This window comes from Gluconobacter cadivus, assembly GCF_015244745.1.
Taxonomy (GTDB): Bacteria; Pseudomonadota; Alphaproteobacteria; order Acetobacterales; family Acetobacteraceae; genus Gluconobacter; species Gluconobacter cadivus.
On the sequence record NZ_JABCQI010000007.1, the window covers coordinates 196,300 to 221,047 of the forward strand.

At 60.3% G+C, this 24,748-nt stretch carries 25 protein-coding genes; 16 read left to right on the forward strand and 9 right to left on the reverse strand.

Features of this window, described 5'->3' with window-relative positions; genetic code table 11:
* The first annotated feature begins 5 nt into the window (after positions 1-5).
* From HKD28_RS11455 to HKD28_RS11465, 3 genes are all read left to right on the forward strand, one after another.
* Entirely contained in the window at positions 6-1,640 is a 1,635-nt protein-coding gene (locus HKD28_RS11455; RefSeq protein ID WP_194268224.1) for a GMC family oxidoreductase, read from the forward strand.
* Between the two features lie 95 nt (positions 1,641-1,735).
* Positions 1,736-2,146 carry a GlcG/HbpS family heme-binding protein gene (locus HKD28_RS11460; protein ID WP_194268225.1) on the forward strand — a complete coding sequence of 137 codons (411 nt, stop codon included), beginning with the start codon at positions 1,736-1,738 and terminating at the stop codon, positions 2,144-2,146.
* Entirely contained in the window at positions 2,143-3,600 is a 1,458-nt protein-coding gene (locus tag HKD28_RS11465; RefSeq protein WP_194268226.1) for a carbohydrate porin, read from the forward strand. The genes HKD28_RS11460 and HKD28_RS11465 overlap by 4 nt, the downstream gene beginning before the upstream one ends.
* A gap of 34 nt (positions 3,601-3,634) precedes the next feature.
* Here the strand turns inward: HKD28_RS11465 and HKD28_RS11470 are convergent, their stop codons facing one another.
* The 8 genes from HKD28_RS11470 to HKD28_RS11505 all read right to left on the reverse strand — a co-directional run bounded on the left by HKD28_RS11470 (position 3,635) and on the right by HKD28_RS11505 (position 11,948).
* The gene (locus HKD28_RS11470) at positions 3,635-4,969 is read right to left on the reverse strand and encodes a cytochrome-c peroxidase (RefSeq protein WP_235993436.1); all 1,335 of its coding nucleotides are present in this window, start codon (positions 4,967-4,969) and stop codon (positions 3,635-3,637) included.
* A gap of 5 nt (positions 4,970-4,974) precedes the next feature.
* Positions 4,975-6,651 carry a phospholipase C gene (locus tag HKD28_RS11475; protein WP_407925769.1) on the reverse strand — a complete coding sequence of 559 codons (1,677 nt, stop codon included), beginning with the start codon at positions 6,649-6,651 and terminating at the stop codon, positions 4,975-4,977.
* A gap of 349 nt (positions 6,652-7,000) precedes the next feature.
* On the reverse strand, positions 7,001-7,513 hold the full coding sequence (locus HKD28_RS11480) for a hypothetical protein (protein ID WP_194268227.1): 513 nt from the start codon (positions 7,511-7,513) through the stop codon (positions 7,001-7,003).
* 46 nt (positions 7,514-7,559) lie between these two features.
* Positions 7,560-8,159 carry a prepilin-type N-terminal cleavage/methylation domain-containing protein gene (locus HKD28_RS11485; protein ID WP_328750352.1) on the reverse strand — a complete coding sequence of 200 codons (600 nt, stop codon included), beginning with the start codon at positions 8,157-8,159 and terminating at the stop codon, positions 7,560-7,562.
* On the reverse strand, positions 8,156-8,569 hold the full coding sequence (locus tag HKD28_RS11490) for a type IV pilus modification PilV family protein (protein ID WP_194268229.1): 414 nt from the start codon (positions 8,567-8,569) through the stop codon (positions 8,156-8,158). The genes HKD28_RS11485 and HKD28_RS11490 overlap by 4 nt, the downstream gene beginning before the upstream one ends.
* Entirely contained in the window at positions 8,559-9,026 is a 468-nt protein-coding gene (locus tag HKD28_RS11495) for a pilus assembly FimT family protein (protein ID WP_194268230.1), read from the reverse strand. The genes HKD28_RS11490 and HKD28_RS11495 overlap by 11 nt, the downstream gene beginning before the upstream one ends.
* Complete coding sequence (locus tag HKD28_RS11500; RefSeq protein WP_194268231.1) at positions 9,010-10,260, reverse strand: type II secretion system F family protein; 1,251 nt, start codon at positions 10,258-10,260, stop codon at positions 9,010-9,012. Before HKD28_RS11500 ends, HKD28_RS11495 begins: the two co-directional genes overlap by 17 nt.
* A complete protein-coding gene (locus tag HKD28_RS11505) occupies positions 10,257-11,948 on the reverse strand; it encodes a GspE/PulE family protein (RefSeq protein WP_194268232.1) in 1,692 nt (563 codons plus the stop codon). Before HKD28_RS11505 ends, HKD28_RS11500 begins: the two co-directional genes overlap by 4 nt.
* 85 nt (positions 11,949-12,033) lie before the next feature.
* Between HKD28_RS11505 and HKD28_RS11510 the strand changes: the two genes are divergently transcribed.
* From HKD28_RS11510 to HKD28_RS11530, 5 genes are all read left to right on the forward strand, one after another.
* Positions 12,034-12,828, forward strand: a complete 795-nt coding sequence (locus tag HKD28_RS11510) for a prepilin peptidase (protein ID WP_194268233.1) — start codon at positions 12,034-12,036, stop codon at positions 12,826-12,828.
* A gap of 248 nt (positions 12,829-13,076) precedes the next feature.
* Complete coding sequence (locus HKD28_RS11515) at positions 13,077-14,003, forward strand: PilN domain-containing protein (RefSeq protein ID WP_194268234.1); 927 nt, start codon at positions 13,077-13,079, stop codon at positions 14,001-14,003.
* A gap of 5 nt (positions 14,004-14,008) precedes the next feature.
* Complete coding sequence (gspM, locus tag HKD28_RS11520) at positions 14,009-14,638, forward strand: type II secretion system protein GspM (RefSeq protein ID WP_194268235.1); 630 nt, start codon at positions 14,009-14,011, stop codon at positions 14,636-14,638.
* A 35-nt stretch (positions 14,639-14,673) separates the two neighbouring features.
* On the forward strand, positions 14,674-16,983 hold the full coding sequence (gspD, locus tag HKD28_RS11525; RefSeq protein WP_194268236.1) for a type II secretion system secretin GspD: 2,310 nt from the start codon (positions 14,674-14,676) through the stop codon (positions 16,981-16,983).
* A gap of 1 nt (position 16,984) precedes the next feature.
* On the forward strand, positions 16,985-17,842 hold the full coding sequence (locus HKD28_RS11530) for a type II secretion system protein GspK (protein ID WP_235993437.1): 858 nt from the start codon (positions 16,985-16,987) through the stop codon (positions 17,840-17,842).
* On the opposite strand, the gene gspG is transcribed toward HKD28_RS11530, so the two are convergent.
* On the reverse strand, positions 17,819-18,262 hold the full coding sequence (gene gspG, locus HKD28_RS11535) for a type II secretion system major pseudopilin GspG (RefSeq protein ID WP_194268237.1): 444 nt from the start codon (positions 18,260-18,262) through the stop codon (positions 17,819-17,821). The genes HKD28_RS11530 and gspG overlap by 24 nt on opposite strands.
* A gap of 137 nt (positions 18,263-18,399) precedes the next feature.
* Here gspG and HKD28_RS11540 point away from each other — a divergent pair, with 137 nt between their 5' ends.
* The 8 genes from HKD28_RS11540 (at position 18,400) to HKD28_RS11575 (ending at position 24,741) form a co-directional block, all read left to right on the forward strand.
* A complete protein-coding gene (locus HKD28_RS11540) occupies positions 18,400-18,819 on the forward strand; it encodes a lytic transglycosylase domain-containing protein (RefSeq protein WP_194268238.1) in 420 nt (139 codons plus the stop codon).
* 261 nt (positions 18,820-19,080) lie between these two features.
* Positions 19,081-19,761: a hypothetical protein gene (locus tag HKD28_RS11545; RefSeq protein WP_194268239.1), complete on the forward strand. Its 681-nt coding sequence runs from the start codon at positions 19,081-19,083 to the stop codon at positions 19,759-19,761.
* A gap of 166 nt (positions 19,762-19,927) precedes the next feature.
* Entirely contained in the window at positions 19,928-20,116 is a 189-nt protein-coding gene (locus HKD28_RS11550) for a hypothetical protein (protein WP_141306867.1), read from the forward strand.
* Between the two features lie 108 nt (positions 20,117-20,224).
* Entirely contained in the window at positions 20,225-21,127 is a 903-nt protein-coding gene (locus tag HKD28_RS11555) for a SctD/MshK family protein (RefSeq protein WP_194268240.1), read from the forward strand.
* A 36-nt stretch (positions 21,128-21,163) separates the two neighbouring features.
* Positions 21,164-21,544 carry a hypothetical protein gene (locus tag HKD28_RS11560; RefSeq protein WP_194268241.1) on the forward strand — a complete coding sequence of 127 codons (381 nt, stop codon included), beginning with the start codon at positions 21,164-21,166 and terminating at the stop codon, positions 21,542-21,544.
* 2 nt (positions 21,545-21,546) lie between these two features.
* Positions 21,547-21,870: a hypothetical protein gene (locus tag HKD28_RS11565; RefSeq protein ID WP_062029774.1), complete on the forward strand. Its 324-nt coding sequence runs from the start codon at positions 21,547-21,549 to the stop codon at positions 21,868-21,870.
* Positions 21,867-24,008: a type III secretion system export apparatus subunit SctV gene (gene sctV / locus HKD28_RS11570; RefSeq protein WP_194268242.1), complete on the forward strand. Its 2,142-nt coding sequence runs from the start codon at positions 21,867-21,869 to the stop codon at positions 24,006-24,008. Before HKD28_RS11565 ends, sctV begins: the two co-directional genes overlap by 4 nt.
* A gap of 31 nt (positions 24,009-24,039) precedes the next feature.
* Entirely contained in the window at positions 24,040-24,741 is a 702-nt protein-coding gene (locus tag HKD28_RS11575) for a winged helix-turn-helix domain-containing protein (RefSeq protein ID WP_194262442.1), read from the forward strand.
* The last annotated feature ends 7 nt before the right edge of the window (positions 24,742-24,748 follow it).

Here is a 24,748-nt window from a genome sequence, read left to right on the forward strand (position 1 = left end):
ATATCATGTCTGGTGAAACGCTTTCGGCTGATGTCGTCATCATTGGTGCAGGAATCTGCGGCTCCCTGCTTGCCCATAAACTCGTCCGCAACGGGCTTTCCGTTCTGCTGCTGGATGCCGGTCCGCGCCGCGACCGCTCGCAGATCGTAGAGAACTGGCGGAACATGCCGCCCGACAATAAATCCCAGTACGATTACGCAACGCCTTATCCCAGCGTTCCGTGGGCTCCGCATACCAACTATTTTCCGGACAACAATTACCTGATCGTCAAAGGACCGGACCAGACGGCCTACAAGCAGGGCATCATCAAGGGCGTTGGCGGCACAACATGGCACTGGGCCGCGTCGAGCTGGCGCTACCTGCCCAACGATTTCAAACTGCATTCCACCTATGGCGTCGGACGCGACTACGCCATGAGCTATGACGAACTCGAACCCTATTACTATGAGGCCGAGTGCGAAATGGGCGTCATGGGGCCGAATGATGAAGAAATCATACCATCAGCACCTCGCAAAAGCCCCTGGCCCATGACGTCCATGCCCTACGGCTATGGAGACCGCACCTTTACCGAGGTGGTCAGCAAGCTCGGCTTTTCAAACACGCCCGTTCCACAGGCCCGTAACAGCCGGCCCTATGACGGACGCCCCCAGTGCTGCGGCAACAACAACTGCATGCCAATCTGCCCCATCGGTGCCATGTATAATGGCGTCTATGCCGCGCTGAAGGCTGAAAAGCTCGGCGCGAAGATCATTCCGAACGCCGTCGTCTATGCGATGGAAACGGACGCGAAAAACAAGATCACCGCCATCCGCTTTTACGACCCCGAAAAACAGTCTCATCGTGTCGTTGCCAAAACATTCGTCATAGCGGCCAACGGTATCGAAACCCCGAAATTGCTGCTTCTCGCCGCAAACGACCGCAATCCCAACGGCATTGCCAACTCGTCCGATCTCGTCGGGCGGAACATGATGGACCATCCAGGCATCGGCATGAGCTTCCAGTCCGCAGAGCCTATCTGGGCGGGTGGCGGATCGGTCCAGATGAGTTCCATCACCAATTTCCGGGACGGCGACTTCCGTTCGGAGTATGCCGCAACACAGATTGGTTACAACAATACGGCCCAGAACTCGCGCGCGGGCATGAAAGCCCTGTCCATGGGGCTGGTCGGCAAGAAACTGGATGAGGAAATCCGCCGTCGTACGGCGCATGGCGTGGACATCTATGCCAACCATGAAGTCCTGCCCGACCCGAACAACCGCCTCGTTCTTTCGAAGGACCATAAGGACGCTCTGGGCATTCCACACCCCGAAGTGACTTATGATGTGGGCGAATATGTGCGTAAATCGGCTGTTATTTCCCGGCAGCGTCTCATGGACATTGCCAAGGCCCTTGGCGGAACGGAAATTGAGATGAGCCCGTATTTCACGCCTAACAACCACATTACCGGTGGCACCATCATGGGCCACGACCCGCGCGATTCCGTCGTGGACAAGTGGCTCAGAACCCACGATCACGCCAATCTATTTCTTGCAACAGGTGCCACGATGGCGGCCTCGGGAACGGTGAATTCGACTTTGACAATGGCTGCGCTCTCGTTGCGCGCCGCAGACGCCATTCTCAATGATCTGAAACAGGGATAGGTCTTTTGAAAACAATGTTCCAACGCAGGACCACGGGCGTCGTCCTCAGTTTTCTCATCGCAACAACAGGCTTTGCATCAGCGAAGGATCTGACAGTGAATCTGACAACTTCCAATACTCTGATCGAGCAGGCCAAGAAGCTGGCAACGGCCAGTCATAACCGCGTGGCCATAGCGATTGTCGATGCAGGCGGAAATCTGGTGGCCTTCCAGAAAATGGACGGCACACAACTCGGCAGCATCGAACTGGCTATCCGTAAAGCCAAGACAGCCGTGTCTTTCGCTCGCCCCACCGCCGACATGGAACATGCCCTCAACAGCGGCAACTACATGATCAGCACACTGCCCAACGCGCTTCCCGCAGGTGGCGGTTATCCGATCGTGGTGAACAACGAACTCGTAGGCGCCCTTGGTCTGAGCGGTGGCGAAGGCGAAACCGACGCCCATCTCGCCCAGTCCACAGTCACCACGTTCCTGCAGGCTTCAAAGGCAAAGAGCACTGAATGAAAACCCGACGTCTCCTGCACAGGAAAAAACTCGCCGGGTTTTTCCTGTGCGCGGTTCTGGGGATCATTGGCCCCGGCCGTCAGGCACTCGCACAGAGCGAGACCTCCCAGAACCTTGCAACACCTGACTCTTACAAGTCCCGCGCTTTTGCCATGGAAGGCGTGGGCACCTTCGCGGTTGGCCCGCTCGTGCCATCGCTGTACGGCAACCCTCATCTGTTCGGAGACTGGGGCGGCGCCCAGACATGGCTGACAAAGCACGGCATGTATCTCAATGTCGCGCTCAATGAAGAATACATGGGCAATGTTACCGGCGGCCGGACGCGAGATAACGTGCTGGCCGGTCAGGTAGCGGCCGAACTGGATGTGGACTGGCAACAGCTTGCAGGCGTCAAAGGGCTCTGGACGCATCTTCTCGTGATTAACGGACATGGACGCAGCTTCAGCCACACTCTGGGCGATTCTGTTACAAATCCAGAACAGATTTATGGCGCACGCGGTAACGTCATCGCGCATCTTGTCTCCATGTATGCGGATAAATCCTTCCTGAACGACCGTATCATCCTGTCTCTTGGCGACATTCCGACAGGAAGTTTCTTCGCTTTTGATTACGTCGCCTGTTCCTTCATGAACGTTTCGGTGTGCAGTAACTTTGCTCCCGGTAAATATGTTCCCGGCGGACGTGACTGGCCGTCAGGGAATCTGGGTGGCGTGTTGCGCCTGCGACCGACAGAGCAGACCTACATCATGGCAGGCGTTTTCGCGGTGTCTCCACACAGCTATAACGGCGGTATTTCGGGCTGGGCCCTGGCCCAGAGCGGCCTGGGGAAAGTTTCGTCACAGATCGAAATCGGCTGGATGCCCTCTTTTGGCAAAGACAAATTACGGGGCAATTACAAGCTGGGAGCGTGGTACGACAACTCGCGCTATCCGAACCTCTACGAAGACATCCACGGCAACTCCTTTCAGGCCACGGGTCTGGAACGCCGCTATGAAGCCGGGATGACATCAGCCTGGTTCATGTTCGACCAGATGCTGGTCCGCAACGGACCAGGCGTGACAGACGGACTGATCGTGATTGGGGGCGTCGGATATGCGCAGGGCAATCTTGTTGCCATGCGCGACCACGAATGGATTGGTTTCGTCGAGAGCGGAACTCCATGGCATCGAAGCGGCGATCAGGCCGGCATCATGTTCCAGCACATGGACATGAGCCATACCGTGACCCTTCAGCAGGAATCGTCACTGGCGCTCGGACTGCCGTATCTGGCCAATCAGTGGGGCCCTGTTTACGGGGTGCAGCACTGGGAAAATGTCTATGAGGCCTTTTACAGCACCCACATCATGCGGGGCACAACCCTGCAGGCTGATTTTCAGTACCTTCAGCGCCCGGGAGCAACAACGACGTTCAAGGACGCCGCCGTCATCGGCGGACAGTTAACGTCGAATTTCTGAGATCCTCCTGCAAAAGAGGATCTACAGAATTCCCTCAGCGGTCCGTCAAGGTTTTGAGAAACGCAATAATGGCCTCGCGATCATGCGGGGTCATGGCGGGCTGCTCGCCGGGTTTACGGTCGAACGGAGCGTCAGTCGTGTCCAGATTGGCGCGATACTGGGCCGGGAGATCGTTATAGGCCTCGACATGTCCGGTCTTTGAAACCGGATAGAAGCGTTTGGGTTCAAGGTCGCGCAGGGCGTAGAAATCAAGTACGTCCTCCAGCGAACGAAAAACTCCGTTATGGAAAAAGACCTTGCGGGTAGCCACATTCCGCAGCGTCGGCGTGGTGAACATCCCGCAGTAAAGACTCAGAGCCGTTCGTCCGTCAGGCTGACGATCACAGACCCCGAGATCATAGGAAGACGGGTTGTGATTGGCCTTGAGCGCCATGTTGCGCGGCGCTCCCAGAGCTTCGTACTGGTGATCCGTGAACAGTGGCGGCAGGCGCGTGCTGGCGACCGTATCGACATGACATGCCGCACAATTGCCTTTTGCGGGGTCGTTGAACGCCAGATATCCCTCCCGTTCCAGAGGGGAGAATTTTTCGTGTCCTTCGAGCCATCCATCGAATTTACTGTTGTAGCGATGAAAGGCCGGGTCTTCGATCTGATACCGGGCCATGGCGAAAATTGCTTCGGCCAGCAGGAGCGAAGAGGACGCGTTAGCACTGGCACCAGCAAGCTGTTTCAGTGTGTCCGAATAAGGCGCATGAATGACGCGCTCCGTCACCTTTTCAGGCGTCGATGCCATTTCTGCGGGATCATAAAGCGGGCCGAGCGCCTGCTCTTGCAAGGTGTCGGCACGGCCATCCCAGAACAGGCCACCCTGTGGCACCATGTTCGCTGATGCGGCGCCCGGATTGGCCGCATTTTTTCCGCCACGCTGCGTAGCCGCCGCATTGGCCACGATGGCTGGCGCGGCTTCACTGGTCGGATTGTCAGGACCGATGCTGAAATTGGGGCTCCGCTCGGCATAGGTCAGTGTCGGAATGGAGCGCCGCCCCTGAAGATCCAGATGCGCACCACCCAGAAAAACAGGTGTTGCAGCCGAGGATGCGTAATGATTTCCGGGTTCATGACACGACGCGCAGGACAGTCGGCCAGACCCGGAAATCAGAGGATCGTGAAAGATCTGTTTCCCGATTTCCGCCATCTGGGAGAGCGGATGAACATCCGGCCTCCGCAACGACACAGGACAGGGATTGCTGCCATCCTCTGCGGGAAGGCAGGAGCCAGTCTGCTGCGCCAGAGCGCTTCCCGTCCAGAGAAGCGCCAGAAGAGTGATGCGACCCAGAACAGGCCGCATCCGATGGTGAAAATCAGGCATAAAGATCAGAGGTAGCGTGAGAACATGGAGAAGATCGAGGACAGCAGGGAGGAGAAATAACCCTGCGCGTTATCGTTGGAAGCCGTGTCATCCGAGTGATGGCCGAACGGTGAGTCATCATGCCCGAAAGAATGATGGCCGCCGCCATGATGCGGGTGACGGGTGGCAACGATATCGCCCGTGTTATCGTCGAGTTCAAGCGTTTCCGTGTTGGGATCGTGACGGAAATCAAACAGATCGTCGATCTTGCCAGCCGTGGCATCAAAGGACCCCTGCCCCAGACGCTTGCCGCCGAGCCAGTTGTCTTCAATGAAGCGCGCGATGGACGCCTGGGTCGTCAGGGTATGGCTGACGAAGTTCTGCTTGGCCCAGGGCGAAATCACGATCAGCGGGATACGCGTGCCGGGTCCGCAACGACCATTGACCGGCTTTCCGCCAACACCTGTCGGAGCCGTACCGGTCCCGCAGATGCCCGCGCCACCCAGTTGGTCCGCAGCAGCATCGAAAGAGCCATGTGTCGGCGCGACATAAGCATGGTCATACCAGCCGTCGGAGTCATCATAAGCGATCAGGATCGCCGTATCCTGCCATTCCGGCAGCTTCTGAACGGCATTGACCACATCAACCACACCAACCTGCTCGTCCAGCGGGTCGGAATAGCCGGCATGACCGTCCTGATAGGCCGGGAGCTTCACGAAAGACACGGCAGGAAGGTTGCCGGCTTTCACGGCAGCGTAGAAATCCTTCAGATCATATTCATGATTTGCTGGTTCCTTTTTCGCCGTCCCCGGAACGTAGCTGTATCCGATGGAGCTGACCGAGGCCGGGCGTGCATGGGTCGGATTGGACGTGCTGAGGTAATACTGGAACCAGTTGTGATGCGGGATATAGTCCGCAACGTTTTCGGACACGATGCTGGAATATGTCGTGCGCGAGCAGCCCGTGGACCCGTCCGTATTGGAAGCGGTGAGGTCAAAGCCTCCCATGAAGCCGCCCCAGGTAATGCCACGCTCGTTCAGCAGATCGCCGATATTACGACCCGTCATCATGCCCTGATTGGTCGTGGAGGAGCAGGCGTCGTAGCCGGGGTCGATGTCGTTGACCATCGTCCAGCCACCCTGTCCGTCAGCCACATACGCGGACGACTTGGCAACGGTGGACGGCTTCTGCGTGGTCGCCAACAACTTCAGACCATTCGTCTGACCGGAAACGACTTCAAGCGCACCCGGCGTCGAAGGACCATAGGTGTCGGTGTAGGAATTGTCGCTCATGGCAAAGCGCTGTGCATAGCGCCAGTACGCCGTGACCGTGTTGCCATCGTAATAGCCGAGAACCTGCCCCTTGGTGCCGAAAGCGCCAACGCCGCCGGATGTGCCCTTACCCGTGTAAAGCGGGAAAAGGTCCGCCTTGCCGTTGTCATAGGCCATCTGTTCGGCCGTATAGGCGTGATTCTGGTCAGCCGTGCTGGCCTGCGTGCGATCCAGACGGAACGGAAGCGCTGCGTCAGATCCGTTGGCCGTGTTGGTGTTGGGGTTCTGCTCCAGCAGTCCCTGCGAAAGCAGGTTGTTGACTGTCGGCGTACCGGGGCGCGCTCTGAAGCCCGGCTCTCCCGTGGGGTTCGCAGCCTTCGGATAGGTGGCGAAGTAATGATCGAAGGAGACGTTCTCCTGATAGATCACCACGAGATGGCGAATGGGCGTCCGCGTCTCGGACCCATGCTGGAATGAACCCTGATTCTGGTTCTGTCCCTGATCGTTCCAGGGATTCCAGCCACGGGCCTGGCTGAGGGCAGGAGCGGCAACGGACAGGGAGAGAAGTACGGACAGTGCAATTTTGGTGCGCTTCGCAGACACGTCGCGGAATCTTTCATGATGCACGGCATGACCGGAACAAGGTGCCAGAGGTTCGGGCGAACACCATCTTTACCGGCCCACGCCAACACAGTGGATGAGACAGTGCGTTAACTAAATGAAAGCCTTTGAAAGAAGTGTTATGGTTTCGTGAAAAGCGATATCGTTTGACACATCACTGTCACGGAGCCTCTCCCGACGCCGGATCGAAATGAAACGTCGGCTTTGGCTGCCCCGAAATGGGGGGAGCCGACGGAGCGGCCGGTGGCGTAACCGGCGCCGTGGCCCCTTGCGGCTGGGGCGTAGTCTGAACAGGATGTTTCGTAAAAACCGGGGCAAGACGCCGCACACTTTGCCCGCGCCTGAGAATCACCCCGGTCCCACTGATCTCTGCGATGCTCCAGTCGCCCACTTTGTCTCCGACAGCCACGATCTTGCCGCGACTGCCAGAAGCGCCGGTCCGGACGATCGCCCGCCATCCTCCCGGATGGCCGGAAATACCCACAACCTGCGGCTCACCCGCCTGCACAGCGCCCCTGCCCTTTGGCTGGCGGTCAGGCTCGAACAGGGGGCGCGCCAGAATGGAATCGACATCAACCTTCTGCGGCTCCTTTGACGGTTGGGCACAGGCCGGCCCCATCAGCAGGAAGCTCCCGAACAGACCAACCTGAAACCGTCGTACCAACATCATCATGGAACGCCTCTTCCCTGAACGGAGCACATTTTCTGCCCTCATGTCTTCACTCTCCCGCTGGAGCGGCGAGCAGCGGGCGCACCAGAATGGCGGGCCAGAGTTCCCGCCCGTCGATGCGCTCCATCCGGATGCGGACCAGCAGGGGAAGCACCCGGCTTTCCCATGTTTTCTGCCAGACATAATGTCCCTCAACGACGCCGTAATAAGAAAATTCAACGCGCCCCACGTCGCGGACCAGCGTTTCTTCATGCGGAACTTCAGGTTGCAGGGCGCAGTCCGCCCGGCGGAACCGCCGCCAGCGCAGAACCAGCCGTTTGCCCGCATCCACGCCAAACGCCACCTGAACCTGCTTGCCGTAACCGCCCTGCTCCGGAAGCCACGACACGAAACCGAGCCGCTCCGAATCTCCTGAAAAAACGGAGCCTCCCCGGACATCGGGAGTCTCCGCGCGCTCGATCAGACGGCGCAGAGAATCCTCCCCCCCCTGAAACGTCGCTTCGTCTGCATAACGTCGCTCCGCCTGCGACCAGCCCCGCGTTCCCACTCCCACACCCTGCCAGAGGGCGACGGACAACAGCCCGAACACGACCGTCACGACCAGAATTTCCAGCAGCGTGAAGCCGTCTTCTCCCGAATCTGGATTCACTCCTGCGCCGCAGCCCCGACTGCCCTCCCCGACAGGGACACAGACCGCGCCGCGCCGTCTTCCCATACCCGCACCTCGACCGAAAACAGCCCCAGTGACGCCCTCTCCCCTCGTGCCGGAGACGCCGCAATCTGGCGGATGTCCACGCTGGAATGATAATGCGGCGGGACGTCATAGGTCTGCGACCCCGGTCGGAAAGACGGCATGGCCAATGCACCATCCAGCTGCGACCGGGCCACAGAGAGCAGACGCAGACCATGATCGGCCCGTCCTCCACCCGCCAGCCCCGCTTCGATCGAGCCCAGCATGGCGGCCAGCGCAAAACCCGCAATCATCAGGGCCACGATGACTTCCAGCAGCGTAAAGCCCTGATCCGGGCGCAAAGTGCGGACCGGTCGTTCATCGCTCATCGGTCTGAATCCGTCCCGTCACGTCACTGAAGCTGACAAGGGCGGCATGATGCCCCAGAACAACCATCAGCGGCGCCCCCGTCACGCGCCCATCCGCCATGAACCGGTAAGACGCCCGCGCCATCATCCCGCCCGAGACCGTCGGAACAAACACCCGCGCAGGCTTGTGAATGCGCGTCGTCCGGAGTGTGTGCCCCTCAACCGTCAGGAACGTCCCTTCCGCGCTGTCCAGCAGAACCGTCACCGTTTCACCGCGGGTTTCGGACAGATCCTGCGCCTGATGCAGAAGATCCACGACCTGTCGCCGCGCCACGGAAAAGGACAGGGCCTCACTCCGCAGCGGTCCCCGCTCCAGCGCAACACCGAGCAGGATTCCGGCAATGGCCAGCACCACCATGATTTCCAGAAGGGTAAAACCGGCATCCCCCCGGCCCTGCGCGTCAATGGGCAAGATCATTGAGGCTCAGCATCGCCAGTAGCAGCGCGGAAACAATTCCGGCCACCAGAACGCCCATGATGATGGTGATTGCCGGGACGAGAATGGCCAGAAGACGCTGGATGATGACGCGGCTTGCATCCTCGTGAATATCCGCAGACCGCAGGGCGATGGCCGAAAGCTGTGCCGTTTCTTCACCCACACGCAGAAAATGGATCATGGCTTCGGGAAAAACCTTCGTCCGCTCCAGAGAATAGGCCAGGCCCCGCCCCTCGCGCATGTCCCGCGTGGCCTCACTCACACACGCCGCGCCCGCCATATTGCCAATCACCCCTTCCGTGATTCTCAGAGCCCCCACAATAGGCACGCCGTTCTGCATCAGCGTGCCGAGCGTGCGGGTAAACTGGGCGGCCATGATCTCCAGCAGCAGCGATCCAAGGATTGGAACCCGCAGCAGAAAACGGTCAAAGACAAGCCGCCGCTCAGGCTTCCGAAGTATTGCGTGAATACTGACGCCAGCGATTCCGAAAGCGACCAGCAGCACCAGCCCCCAATGCGTCAGGAAACTGCCCGTCGCAATCACGATCCGCGTTGCCAGCGGCAGAGTGGCGCCATTTTCTTCAAACAGAGGCACGAACTGCGGCAGCACCTGCGTCAGCAGAAGCACGATCGAGAACACGGACGCCACGACCAGAACCGCCGGATAGATCATCGCGGACTGAATGGTCGCCCGCAGCTTTCTCTCCCGTTCGAGCAGCTCCGAAAGATGCAGCAAAGCCTCTCCCAGCGCGCCCCCCGCTTCCCCGGCCCGGACCATGCCGACATAGAGTTTTGGAAAGACGGAGGGCATGGTCTCAAGGGCCTCGGCAAAGGCCTCACCATCCCTGACCCGGTCCCGCAACGCCCCGATGACCCGACCATTGCGCGGTCCCACGGCCGTTTCCCCCAGAAACCTGAGGGCACGGTCCAGATCGAGCCCGGCGGTCAACATGGTTGCCAGTTTGCGGGTAAAATCCGCAACCTCCACAGGCCGCAGCCGAAGCGTATGACGTCGCCCCAGCAACACCCGTACACCACCCTGCACTGCGCCCCGCCGCGTTGCGGGCGCAACCTGCACAACCATCAGTTTCTGCCGTTGCAGCCGCTGCATCACCTGCTGCTCGGTGCTGGCAAGCATGTCGCCATGCACCAGCCGCCCGTCCGGACCAACCGCGCTGTAGTGCCACGTCTCGGAAGGACCCGACGCCGTATTCATCCGTCATGCCCGATGATGCGCGAAACCTCTTCAAGGGACGTCTCTCCCTGAAGCGCCAGCCTCAGACCCGCCTGAAACAGCGTTTCCATCCCTGCCGCAACGGCGGCCTGTTCGATCTCGGAATGGTCCCCCCCTGCCATGATGAGACGGGAAATCTCCCGCGATGTCGGAAGAAATTCCGCCACGGCGCTGCGGCCGCTATAGCCGGTCTGACGACACTCCGCACAGCCCACCGGATGCCACAGCGTGTGCGACGCCCCCGGATCAAGACCCAGACGCTGCGCCAGTGCCGGATCGACAGCTTCGGGACGGCGACAGTGTCCACACAGCCGCCGCACAAGCCTCTGCGCCAGAATACCGCGCAGAACGGCCGTCATAAGATAGTCTTCCAGCCCCATGTCCCGCAGTCGCGTCACCGCCGCCGCAGCCGAATTCGTATGCAGCGTGGACAGCACGAGATGCCCGGTCAAAGCCGCTTGGACGGCAATCTGGACGGTCTCGATATCGCGGATTTCACCGACCATGATGACATCCGGATCCTGACGCAGAATGGCCCGGAGCAAACTGGCAAATGTCAGACCGATGGCCGGTCTGATCTGAAGCTGGTTGATCCCCGAGAGCTGATACTCCACCGGGTCCTCGACCGTCATGACATTACGCTCGGTCGCATTGAGCCCGGCCAGCCCCGTATAAAGGGTGGTGGTCTTCCCCGAACCCGTCGGCCCCGTTACCAGAACAATCCCGTTGGGCATCTCCAGCGCAGAGCGGAACGCCGCGATAATGGAGGGCGCAAGGCCCAGACGGCTGTAGTCGAAACTCACGGTCGTGCGGTCCAGAACACGCAGGACAACCGTCTCCCCATGCAGCGACGGAACGGTCGAGACACGGAAATCCACCTCATGCCCACGCACGGCCAGCTTAATGCGCCCGTCCTGCGGCAACCGGCGCTCCGCAATGTCCAGCTTGGCCATGATCTTGATGCGCGACACGATCGCAGCCGCCAGACGCGGACTCTGGCTGTCCACTTCATGCAGCACGCCGTCATAACGATACCGAACCACAAGCCGGTCCTCGAAGGGTTCGATATGAATATCCGACGCCCGCGTTTCCACGGCCTGAAAAATCAGCTGGTTCACCAGCCGGATAATCGGCGCCTCGCTGGCGAGGTCCTTCAGTCGGTCCGTATCGTCCTCCGCAGCAGACCCTTCCGCATCGAAAACACCCTGCCCTTCGGAGCCGTCCGCGCCGTCCTCAGGATAAAGCCGGTTCAGGGCCGCCGTAATATCCGACGGCCGTCCCACCTCACGCCGGACGTCACAGCCCGTGGCGAGTTGAACAGCAGCCGCAGTGTAATCATCCAGCGGATCCGCCATGGCCAGACGCAGCGTACTCTGCACACAGTCCAGCGGAACGGCGCGCGCCTGACGCAGGAACCGTGCCCCCAGATCGTCGGGCAGGACCGGTTCCAGCACGGCGGCCAGATCCTCCGGTGTCAGAACGGTTCCGTCCAGCATGGCGGCGTAGGTCGCAGCCAGATCGCCCTCGCTGACCAGACCGAGTTGGAGCAGAACAAGCGCCAGAGACTGCCCGGTCTCGGTCGCGACATTGCGGGCCCGCTCCAGCGCGCGACCTTCGCAGACACCGCGCTCGCTCAGAGCAGCCTCAAGGCGCGCATCAGCCGAAACCATGCAAAACTCCCGCGGTCTTGCGAGACAGACGGACGCTTCTCATGAGCTTGTCGTGCGATTGCAAATCCGCCAGTGTCCCACCGCCATGACCGTTTCCCTGCTTGTTGCCATCTTCCTTCTGGCCCCGGTTGCGGGGAGTTTTCTGGGCGTGCTTATACGCCGGATTCCGAGGGGGGAAACCGTGGTCTCCGGCCGCTCGCATTGTGAAAGCTGCCGTGTTCCGCTGTCTGCCCGCGACCTGATCCCGATCCTGTCCTATGCGATGCAGAAGGGGCGGTGCCGTCACTGCAAGAGCCGGATTACCCCAGACCATCTGTGGATCGAACTTGCAGCGCTCACCGTGCCCGCCATGGCCCTTCTGGCCCGCATAATAGCCGGTCATTCTCAGGGTCTTCCTTTCCAGCTGGCCGACTGGGACGCGTTGTCCTTTGTGGGAGACTGCATCCTTGGCTGGGGGTTGCTGGCCCTGTCCGTGATTGACCTGACCTGCCTGCGGCTTCCGGACATGCTGACGCTGCCGCTTCTTCTGGTGGGACTTGTGGAAGGATATGTCACAACCGGAACGGACGGCGCACTGGATCGTGCGCTCGGCAGTGCGGCGGGGTGGCTGATCTTCGCGCTCATTGCCGCCGGATACCGGATGATCCGTCACAGGCAGGGCCTCGGAGGTGGAGACGTCAAGCTGCTGGCTATGGGCGGAGCCTGGGTCGGGCTGGGCGCTCTGCCTGTCGTCATCGGTGCGGGTTCGGCCTTCGGTATCGTGCTGGCTCTGGCAACGGCCATGCGCTCAGGGCGCTTCAACATGACGATCCTTGTTCCCTTTGGCCCGTGCCTTGCCGTGGCGATCTGGCTGGCGCGTCTCATGCTGTGTCGTTCGTGATCCTGCGATGACTTACCCGATGCGCTTGTGCAGGGGCCAGAGAGGTTTTCGAACTGTCATGAATTTATAATATTCCAGCCCTGTCATCGTGCAGGGGTGGAATGATATTGCCTCGCGAAGCTTTTCATTGCCTTTCATGTGGACCGTTTCATCAGGTGGCCCCTCCCCGCTTTTTCCATGTTCTGTCTTAACGCATGATCCTGTCGATACCGGGGCCTGAGGCTGTTTTCCGGTGGTGGGTGAGCCGTATGGCGGAGCTCCTGCCTGCCGCCCTGAGGCGGGACCAGCGGCAGGATGTGCGCCTCCCGGTCCGGCGTGACGGCACCCTCGCGCCCAACAGCCTGTCCCGCCTTCCGCTCCCGGCCTCCCGCAAGAAGAGCCTTCTTTCAGCCCGTCCCGCGCCGGTCTGCCTTGTCCTGCCTGCCGGTGCCATGCTTGCGCGTGAACTCACTTTGCCCCGCGCAGCCGCCCCCCATGCAGTGCAGACCATCGGCTACGATCTGGACAGACTGACCCCGTTCCGCCCCGAAGACGTCGTCTGGACTGTCACGCCAACGGGGAAAGCCTTTCCCCTGCGCAACGGTCAGGTGAGCTTCCGCCTTCTCGTGGCACCCCGTCGTGCCTTTGAAGCGGCGATGCAGGAACTGGCAGAGCATGCCGTCATCCCGACGCATCTGCGGTGCGAAGGTCTGGAGGGCGCCCTGCCACTCGGCACGCCCTCGAAAGTCAAGAAAATCCGGCCTTCCCTGCTCGTCTTGCTGGGTCTTGCCCTGATCGCGGCCCCCTTCATCGGTCAGGAAATCTCGCGACTGCGGCTCGACCACGCCCTCTCCGCGCTATCCGCAGAAAAACAGCAGGCCGAGGCGCTGCGACGGGACATTGCCGGTTTCACACAGGGGCCGGCCGCCATCCGCCGGGAAGAACACCGACTGGGATCGTCCCTCCTCGTGTTGCAGACGCTCACGCAGGCCTTGCCGGAAGAGACGTCCCTGACGGAACTGCATCTCCATGAACGTCATGTCTCACTGGAAGGGCAGTCCGCACAGGCCACGCAACTGATCGGTATTCTGGAGCATCGCGCCGCGTTTTCGAACGCAGCTTTCTCGGGGCCGATCACACGCTCCGAAGACCGTCGGCAGGATCTCTTCACCCTTCATGCTGACGCTCCGGGCTGATCCTGATGTCCGCTTCCGCCTCACCCACAATTTCTTGCCTTCCCGACGGACGAAAAGGACGCGCCCTCGCCCTCGGCATGACGGTCGTTCTGCTCGTACTGGTCGCCTCTGCCGCCTCCCTTCTGCTGAACCAGTATGCCGAAGGACAAGCCGATCTGGCCGAACAGCAGGACATCCTCGCCCATACGCAGATCCTCGTGGACACCCTGCCCGATCTTGAAAAACGGGCCCAGACGGCATCGCTTCAGGCCCGTGGCAGCACGCTCCTGATCAGTGAAACCTCGCAGGAAACGGCCCTTGCCCGCCTCCAGCAAATCGTGCACGACGCCGCCCTTGAAGGTCACGCCTTGCCGACGAGCATGGAACCGCTCCCCGTCTCCCGCACCGGAGCGTTCGAGCGGCTCGGCGTGAGGATTTCCCTCACCACATCTTATGCCGTGCTGGTCCGTCTTCTGGACGCCCTGGACCACAGTACTGCTCCGCGCCTGCTGGTCGATGATCTTCGGATCGACGTATCCGGCAACCCGCAGGCGATTGACGAAACGGCTGAAGGGCGCGCCCTGGATGCTTCCTTCACCATCCTCGCATTGCGGGACCCTCGCTCCATCGCGGCGTCCACCGCTCCCCGGCCATGATCCCTTTCCGCCGACAGAACAGACTGAGAGACAACGTGCCTGCTTCCCTGTTCCCTGCCATCTCCGGGATGTCCCGCCGTTTCCTCCTCATGACGGCACTTCCGCCGTTGGCGCTGCTGGCGGGCTGTTCGTCCACGCCACCACACCTGACACCCCTGCCGATCTCGAAACATCTCTACGGTCAGACGGCCACGCCCCGCGTTGACGGTCCGGTCGGGAGCATGGAATCCGCTCGGGGCGGCATGCTGAGTTATGGCCGGGCCTCCGGCACTCGCCAGACGGGCGGTGGCGCCTCCGAAAATGGAATCCTGACCCTCAATTTCGTGGATGCCGATATCCAGTCGGTCACGGACGAAATTCTCGGGCGACTGCTTCAGGCCAACTATCTCGTTGATTCAAACGTCCATGGCACCATCACCCTGCGTACACCGCATCCGCTGCGTCAGGACCAGCTTCTGCCCGTTTTCCGGACCGCACTCGCGGGCGCCGGTGCGGCGCTGGTCGAAGAAAACGGCATTTACCGCGTAACCACCCTTGCGGGCACGGCAGGAACCGGCGGCGGAACGGCAGGCAACACGATCGTTCCGCTGCGCTACACTTCGGCTGAAAGTCTGGTGAAGGCGCTTCAGCCCATCCTCAAGGGTGGGGACCACATCGTTGCGGCCCCGGCGGGAAATGCCGTCGTAATTTCGGGCGATCCCGCCACGCGAGCCTCTCTGGAAGAACTGGTCCGGACGTTCGATTCCGATGTGCTGGCCGGACAGTCCTATGCCCTGTTCCCCGCGACCAGCGGAAATGCCAGCGAAGTCTCGCAGGCCCTTCAGGCTGCTTTGGGCAGCAAAAAGGAACAGGCGCTGGCAGGCCGGATGCAGGTCGTGCCCATGCCGCATATCGAAGCGGTGATGGTCATTGCCGCAACCCCCGCCCTTCTGGATCAGGCCCGTCGTGCCTTTTCCGTCATCGAGGCGCAGCGTCGCAGAACCGTTCGGAAATGGAATGTGTTCTACATCCAGAACAGCCGGGCGAACGACGTAGCCTACGTTCTGCAACAGGCCTTCACCCCCGGCCATGTCACGGCCGTTCCCACGGCAAAAGCCCAGACCTCCTCTTCGGGTTTCCAGAATTCCTCGTCCGGTTCCGGGAGTTCGGGAAGTTTCGGCAACGGGATGGGCTTCGGGTCTTCCAGTGGCGGAACGTCCCAGCAGGGCAACCAGCTCTCGGGCTCCGGTCAGAACGGCTCCTCTTCGGACGGCCAGTCCGGCCAGACGCAGACCGCACAGGACGGAATTTCAAATAATCCCCTGCTCGGGGGTCTAGGTCTGGGCAGTTCGGGCAACAATTCCGAAACGTCGGAAATCCGCATCATTCCCGACACCCAGAACAATGCCGTTCTGGTCTATGGCACAGCCAACGAGATGGAAACCGTGGCCTCCATGCTCCGCAAGGTGGACATCATGCCCCTTCAGGTCCGGGTGGATGCCACGGTCGCCGAAGTGACGCTCAATGACTCGCTCAATTACGGCACGCAGTTCTTTTTCAAATCGGGCGGAATAAACGGCATTCTCAGCAATGCGTCCCAGTCCCTTGGAAGCGCCAATCTGGTGTCGTCACAGCTCTCCAGTTCGTTCCCCGGCTTCGTTCTCGGCGGGTCGGGACAGGGGGGCGCACCCTTCGTCATCAACGCACTACAGGCCGTTACGAAAGTGCGCGTCCTGTCCTCGCCTGAACTGATGGTCGTAGACAACCAGCCCGCCTCCCTCATGGTGGGCGACATGGTGCCATATCTGACTGGCTCAACCACGGGGGTTCTGACGTCGAATTCCACCATCACGAATTCGATCAACTATCAGCCCACGGGCGTGATCCTTCAGGTCACCCCCCATGTCAGCAACGGCGGGACAGTCACGCTCGACATTTCCCAGCAGGTCAGTTCCGTGGCTTCCAACACGACGACAACCGGCAGCGGGTCCATCAACAGCCCAACCTTCTCTCAGCGTCAGGTCACGTCGCGCGTGGTCATTGCGGACGGTCAGACGGTCGGACTGGCCGGGCTGATCTCGGACACGTCCAACCGCAATAACAGCGGAATGCCTTGGCTGAAAGACATTCCGCTCCTTGGGATGCTGGGGGCAAACCAGACCAACACGCGAAACCGCACGGAGCTCCTGATCCTCATCACGCCCCATATCATCCACAGCCAGAGCGAAGCCTACGCCCTGACGGAGGATCTGCGCGAACAGCTTCTTCACGCAGCGCTCCTGCCCAGCGAAATGAACGGAATGTCCCCGACCGGCTCGGCAGATCCGCAGCACCGCATTCTCAAAGCGGTCGGACTACACGACTGACATGCCGGCCGGCACTCCATCGCTCCCCTTGCGTCTACGCGGCCCGCTGCGCGGACCGGAGGCAGGGTTTGCGCTGCTGCTGGTGCTCTGGACGCTCGCATTTCTGGCCCTGATCGGCACGCAGGCCCTGATGCTGGGCCGGGCATCCCTGAACCTCGAAAGCACGGCACTCTGGAAAGCGCGGCTCCAGACAACGGCAGACGCCGCCATCACGACGGAACTCTACGCCGTCGCCACGGGACGCACGCGCCCAGCGGGTCAATGGTCTTCCAGCCCTGAGACCACGGAGTTTCAGGTCAGGACGCGCAGTCAGATCCGACGGGACAGGATCAATCCCAACATTGCCAGTCAGCCGCTGATGGCGGCGCTCCTGATGACGCAGGGTTTTCCGTCCGATCAGGCCGCCTCTCTGGCAGCCACGCTTCTGGCGTGGCGCAGTGAGGGATTTCATGTGGCGGACAAGGCGTCGGCCTGTGTGTCACAGGGCCTGCCGTTTCATGATCTGGATGATCTTTCGGCCGTTCCCGGCATGACACCTTTGCTGCTTGAGGGGCTGGAGCCGCATCTGTCTTTTGCCCAGCAGGAACTGCCCGATCTCCACACCGGCGATCCATCCGTCCGGCAGGCTCTGCTGAAATCCGGAATTTCAAGTGGCGCGGATCAGACGGATCCGAACAGCGAAGGAAACGGTGGCGTTCTTGTTTCCGTGGACGCCTTCGTCTTCCATGGCGCTTTCAGGATGTGGCGTCATGCCGAGGCCATCATGCTTCCTGATGAACGCCCCATTCCCTGGCGTCTGGTCCGTCTGGAAACCATGACGCCAGACAGCAGTTCCTCAGGGATTGCAGATCATTCCTGACCCGGCCTCGCCCCGGCCGTTCGGTCCATGAGAACAGAGATCATAGTCATGCCCCTCCCGCTCCGAAGGGGCGTGGTAGACATAGGCATGGTTCCACGGATCGGCAGGAACAGCGCCGCCCTTCAGATAGGGGCCGTTCCAGTTCTCCACCGATGACGGGCGATGGACCAGCGCGTCCAGACCTTCCTCCGTGGAGGGATAATCGCCCGTATCGAGCTTATACATGTCCAGAACCGTACCGATCCGCGCGATCGACTGCTTGACGACGGACTGGCGGGCGCCCCCCAGCTGGCGCAATGCAGCCGGCGCCACAAGCCCGACCAGCAGGCCCAGAATGGCCAGAACCACAAGAATTTCCAGAAGGGTAAAACCGGCATCGCCGCGATGCTCGGCACGGGAGACCTGTCTGGGACATGACATTTTGATGACGTACCTTTTTTAACCGTTCGTCAAACGGTACTAAAGCCTCGAACCTTCTCTGCCCAGCGCATGACGGGGCTCACAATGCTGTCTTCATAATTTCTTCATTCGGGACAAAGCATCCCGACAGGTCTGCCATGCCCGCTCCCCTTCTGGCCTGCATGCTCGCAGCCGCCATCCGGTACGATCTCCCTCCACGGGTCCTGCCCGCCATCTGGGAAGTCGAACGCGGTGCCATCGGCCTCGTGCATCACAATACGAACGGCTCCGACGATCTGGGGCTGATGCAGATCAACACACAGTGGATCGGCCTCCTTTCCCAGATCACCCGCATGCCCGCTACACAGACGGCTGCGCGTCTTGTCTCGGACGGATGCTTCAATATCGCCGCTTCGGCTCTTATTCTTCGAAGTTACCTCAACGAGACGCATGGAGACCTTCTTCAGGCCGTGGGAGACTATCATTCCCATACGCCCCAGCTGAATTCCGCTTATCAGAAGCGGGTGCTCCAGCAGGCCAGACGTCTGTTTGCGGCTGGAAACAGCCCTCAGGAATGATCTCTGCCCGAACATTCAGGGGTGGAAACCGCGACACCCCGGTCCTGTCCCTTTGATTGCAATTCAGTGAATATTGACGCGTTTTAACCGGAAATGAGTGTTGGCGGATTTTACGTCAGGTTCCGGTCAGACTGCTCAAATATCTCTTTCTTCAGGCCGAAACGACCATGAGATCTGCAACCGCAGCCGATGGGAAGTTCGGGCAAGAGGGTAAGTAATACCTTTCTCTCTGATCGCAGATTTCCTGATGTGGAGAGCAGTATGTCCACGGTTGACAGTTACAACACAACATTTAGCCCGACGAGCACGGGCGACCTCAACACTTCAGCAACCGGCCAGAACCTGAGCACGGAAACGGCACAGGAAATGGAGCAGGCCTTGATCCAGCTCCTGCAGGAAATGGAAGCCAGCGGCAACGCCTCGGGCACGGGTTCGTCCGACACAGGGTCTTCGACGCCCACACCCGTCGGAAACACGGGCCTGTCCCTGACCGGCAATCTCAGCGACGACATGAAAACGCTGAAGACGCTCGTCGACATGAATGGCACGAACGGCAACACCCTGCAGCAGTACGCCCAGGCTGTTTCGTCGGAAGCCAGCCAGCAGGGTAACGGCCTCGACTCTTCCGTTGCGGGCAATATCGGTCGCAGCCTGTCGGATGGTACCTACGACCAGGGCGGCAGCAGCAATGCCATCAAGCAGGCTCTTCAGGGCAACAGCGTCGATGCGCTGAGCAACAACGTCGACACGATTGCGGACGCCCTGCAGTCCGGCAAGTCCGGCTCGGATGAGTTCAACAACCTTAATGCTCTGGCTCGCGAAGCCTCGAACGCCGGCAACAACAACCTTGCCGATGTTGCGAAGATGCTCGCCAGCGAAATTCAGTCCGGCACGTTCAACAGCAACTCTGCTGCATCCGAACTGAAGTCTGCACTGGGGTGACGCCCGGCATTCTGCCCGACGCTTCTTCGGGGCGGCGGGAGAATGCAGAGCGTGTTCAGACGTTCGTTACGAACGTCACGGTTTTCGGGAGTTCATGTGAGCTTCCGAATGGCGCTGAGAGAAAACGGCGCTGTTTTTAGTCACTAACAATGTCATGGAGAACAAAATGAGCGGTTCCATCTCTGCCAGCAGCGACTCAACCATGCAGCAGATCATGCAGGAGTCCGAAGCCATGGAAGACCAGAACCTGCAGAAGCAGGAACAGATGTCTGAAATCTCCAACGCCCAGACATTTGCAAACGACTTTGCCCAGACGATGGAAAGCAACGCGAAGTCCGCCTTTACGAAGGACTGATTTCCGCATCGTCGGACATGGCCTGCATGCCGGGGACAGACCCCGGCATGCAGGCCATTTTCCGTTTTTACCATCTGGAGGATCCGTCCTCCCAAGCCGGGATGCATCATGCTGGTTGTTCAGAACGGATTGCACAGCGATGCCGTCATGACGTTCGGCACAGAGCCTGTCATTATCGGCTCAGGCCCGGATGCGAGCATGGCGCTGCTCGATGACGGCATCGCGGCACAACATCTTTCGATCAGGCAACAGTCTGGTGATACCTATCTTTTACAGGCTCTTGCACCGGATGTCGTAGTGAATACGGTGGCGCTTCCGCCTGATGAGAGCACGACCGTCACAGGTCCTGCAACACTCCGGCTTGGTCCCGTCTCGCTTCATCTGGATTCTGATGGCACCATCGCGGCTTCGCTAGGAACGTTTGTCCCCGAAGCCGAAGATATTCCCAATGCAAAACGGAAAACCAATCCCACACTCATGATTGTCGGGGGAATGGCAACGGTTCTAATGCTCGTCGTGATACAGGCATTGTCACACTCCGCGACACCCGCGCACAAAACAGCCAGCGCCTCCCCTTCCCGCGCGCCCGATCTGGAAACAGCTTCACTTCAGCAGCCGGTCAGCGATGCCGAACTTGGCCGTCTCGTCGTGCAACAACTGACGAAAAACAATCTTCCTGAACTGAAGGTCAGTGTATCTTCCGGCGTCATCATCATCGATGGAAGCCTCTCGGCTCAGGAGATGAAAACATTCCGGGACGTCGAAAAATGGTTCGATGCATCCTTTGGAACGCAGGCAGTCTGGGTTTCGAACGTCTCAGTTGCGCCAGAGGCTGCGCCGGTTGATGTGCCCATTCAGGCCGTCTGGAGCGGGAAAAATCCCAATATTGTCGTGCATTCGCAGCGCTATCGGGTTGGCACTGAAATTGTCACAGGATTGTCTCTTTCAGAGATACGGAAACATACCGTAATAATGCACAAGGGTTTACGGCCTATTAACTTTAAGTACTGATTTGCCTCACCGGTAGATCAGCCGGAGACAGTACAGATGGTTCAGAGAGTCTGGTCTGAAGGCACTGTTCGTCTCGACCGCGCTCTGCAGGATCTGTCGCTTCAGCATGACGACAGTCTGTTGAACGCTGAAGTTGCTGCCCTTCGCCAGACGCTTGCGCCTGAAAACGCACTGTCTGAAACCATCGACCCACCCACCGTCATCGGCGCGGTCTATGCCCATATCATGCCGCATCTCCGCAACCCGGCGGTTCTTCTGCCGTCCCGCAGACAGGAACTGCTGCGACGTCTGGAAGAACAGGCCTCCTCACGCTCAAGCTCGGCTCCTGTCGTTCCCGGGGGCCTGGAAACGCTCAGGCATGAGCTTGCGGCTCTGGAGCAGTTGCTCAAGGTGTCCAACAGTCTGATCGGCGGCTAGGCATGGAGAGCGATCAACGCGATCTCTTGCTGTCTCTGGCCTATCTCTATATCTGCTGCGGACGGCCCTGGCGGGCTCTGCCCATGCTGCTGCTGGTGCTCGCCCAGCGCACGGGAGACCATGAATGTCTGCGGATGCTGGCGCATGTCTATACCGTCATCCGCCGCAGTGAACTCGCCCTCGTCGTGCTTGACTGTCTCGACAGGCTTGAGACCACTCCCGATGCGGGCAATGCCCTTCTGAGAGCGCGGGCGCTGCATCAGCTTGGTCGGCTCGACGAAGCGCGGACCTGTTTTGCGCACTATACGCGGCACGCTGCGGCATGAAGCATCTCACGCCCTTTTTCCGGGTCATGAGCCAGCGGCAGGATCTGGCCCTCGTTCTGGTGCTGGTCCTGACGATTGGCATGCTCATCATGCCGCTGCCTGCAGCCTTTGCGGACGTGCTGATCGGATGCAATCTCAGCCTGTCGGTCCTGCTTCTGATGGTGGCCGTCTATCTGCGGTCGCCGCTGGATCTGACAGCGCTTCCCGGCATGATCCTCGTCTCGACCGTGTTCCGGCTGGCGCTTGAAGTCACGGTCACGCGGCTGATCCTCACGACAGCCGATGCCGGGGCGATTGTTGAAACGTTCGGCGAATTCGTCATTGGCGGAAACATCGTCGTCGGTCTGGTGGTCTTCGCCATCGTCACTACGGTCCAGTTCATTGTCGTCACAAAAGGCACCGAACGCGTTGCCGAAGTCGGTGCGCGGTTTACGCTCGATGCCATGCCCGGCAAGCAGATGAGCATCGACAGCGATCTGCGGTCGGGCGATATCGACGCGATCGAGGCTAGACGCCGTCGCACGGAACTGGCCAGCGAAAGCGCCCTGCATGGTGCCATGGATGGCGCCCTGAAATTCGTGAAGGGCGATGCGATCGCCGGGCTGATCATCATCGTGGTCAATCTGGTGGGCGGGATCGGCATTGGTGTGGCGCAGCATGGCATGGCGATCGGTCAGGCCATGCAGACCTACACGCTGCTGACGGTTGGCGATGCTCTGATCTCGCAGATTCCGGCCCTTCTGCTGTCCATCACAGCGGCCGTCGTGGTCACGCGCGTGGGTGGTCATGGGATGGATCTGGGTCGCGATATGGCGACCCAGCTGACGGCCAACAGCAGCGCCCTCCGCGTGGCGTCAGTCGTTCTTCTGGCGATGGGACTTATTCCCGGCTTTCCCAAGCCCGTCTTCCTCATTCTGGCGGCAATCTTCTTCTGCGGTAGCCGCCCGGACTGGAAGAGCCTGACGAACCGCGTGTTCCGACGCTCCGCCGAGACCAATACCGGCGCGCAGGACGATGTCTTCTCCGCCGCCTCACCGGCGGGGCAGACCAGCACGACACTTCAGGAAAATTTCACCCCCCTGATGGCGATCACCCTCAGCCAGAAGCTGAACGCCACTCTGGATCAGGGACATCTGACCCGTCTTCTGGCGCGTGTCAGCATGGAAATCGGTAACGATCTGGGCTTCCAGTTCCCCCCGCCCACGCTCCGGCAACGCGACGACAGCGGGGATCTGCGGTTTTCAATTGATTTGGAAGACGTTCCCATTGAGGAGCATGAACTGCGCAGGGATTTCCTGCTGCTGCACGACGATCCGGTTCATCTGGACCTTGCCGGAATAGATGGCGAGGAAGGCGTTGCTCTGCTGACCAATGATCCGTCCCTCTGGGTTCCCTCCGTCAGTGAAGGGCGGCTCCGGGCGGCGGGGATCGGGTTCTACGATCACGCCGGGATCATTGCTTTCCGCTTCCGTGCTGCGTTGCGTCGCCATGCCGGGCGTTTCCTCGGGCTTCAGGAAACGCGGCAGATCGTCCAGCGCGTGGAAGCACAATATGCCGATCTGACGCGCGAGGCCACGAAACTGGTGCCCGTCCAGCGTCTCGCCGAAGTTCTCAGGCGTCTCGTGGAAGAGGATGTGTCGCTACGCAACATGCGCCTCATTCTGGAAACGCTCGTGGAATGGGGCGAGACCGAAAACAAGGTGCCGATGCTGGCCGAACACGTCCGCAACGCCCTGTCCCGTCAGATCTGCCACCGTTATGCGACGAACCACAGGGCGATCCCCGCGATCGTTCTGTCGCAGGCAACGGACCAGCTTCTGCGGCAGTCCGTTCGCGAGACGCCTGCCGGCTCGTTTCTGGCGCTGGAAGTGGATGCGTCCCAAAAACTTCTGGAGGCCGTCCGCGAGCGTCTGGCCAACGCGCCCGGAAAATCCGGCGCGGAAGCGGAAACCACCAAACCCATCATCGTGTGTTCGGTCGACACGCGACGGTTCGTCAGGGGATTCCTGATCCGGAACGGCTTCGACAACCCCGTTCTTTCGTATCAGGACCTTGCCGACGAATTCCCGGTCCATCCCATCGCGTCCATTGGAACGGACGTGTTCGGGGCCGATGCAGTCATTGCCAGACAGCAATGACGGATCAACGGATTTTGCAGGAGAAACGCACATGAGACTGATGATCATGTCCCCCGATAGCGGGTATGCCGACGGCCTTGCCAAAACCCTTCAGAGCGCCGGTTTCGGTGCAGATGTTTTCACGACGCTCGACGATGCAAACGAGGCCCTGACGGCTTCGAATTACAGTCTTGTCCTGCTGGATTCCACAAGTGGCGATGGCGTCTACAGCGTCTGGTGGCAGGCGCGCTGTCGCTGCCGGCGACATGACGGCGACGAATTCCTCGTGCTCATCGCCAATTGTCAGGACGAGCGGATCGCGGCCCTTGAAGCGGGCGCGGATGACAGCGTGACGCGCGATGTGAGCCCCCGCGAACTGGTCGCACGTGTTCGCACTATCATGCGTCGCCCGCGCATCCGGTCGGCAGAGCAGCATCAGTTCAGTGACCTCACCCTCTGCACCGCTACACGTGAAGTGCGGGTCGGTAATCTCGAACTCACGCTCCAGCGCCGCGAGACTCTCATTCTGGAATCTTTAATGCGCCGCCGTGGTCACGTCGTGCCCCGCGCCGGGCTTGAGCACGACGTCTATGGCGCGCAGGCCGAGTATTGCCCGAACTCCCTTGAAGTCCGTGTCAGTCGGATCAGACGGCAACTCGCAAAGGCACGCTCTCTCGTGACGATCGAATCCGTACGCGGCGTGGGTTATCGCCTTGCGGCACGGCTCGATAAGGACATGGGACTTACGGCATGATGGACAG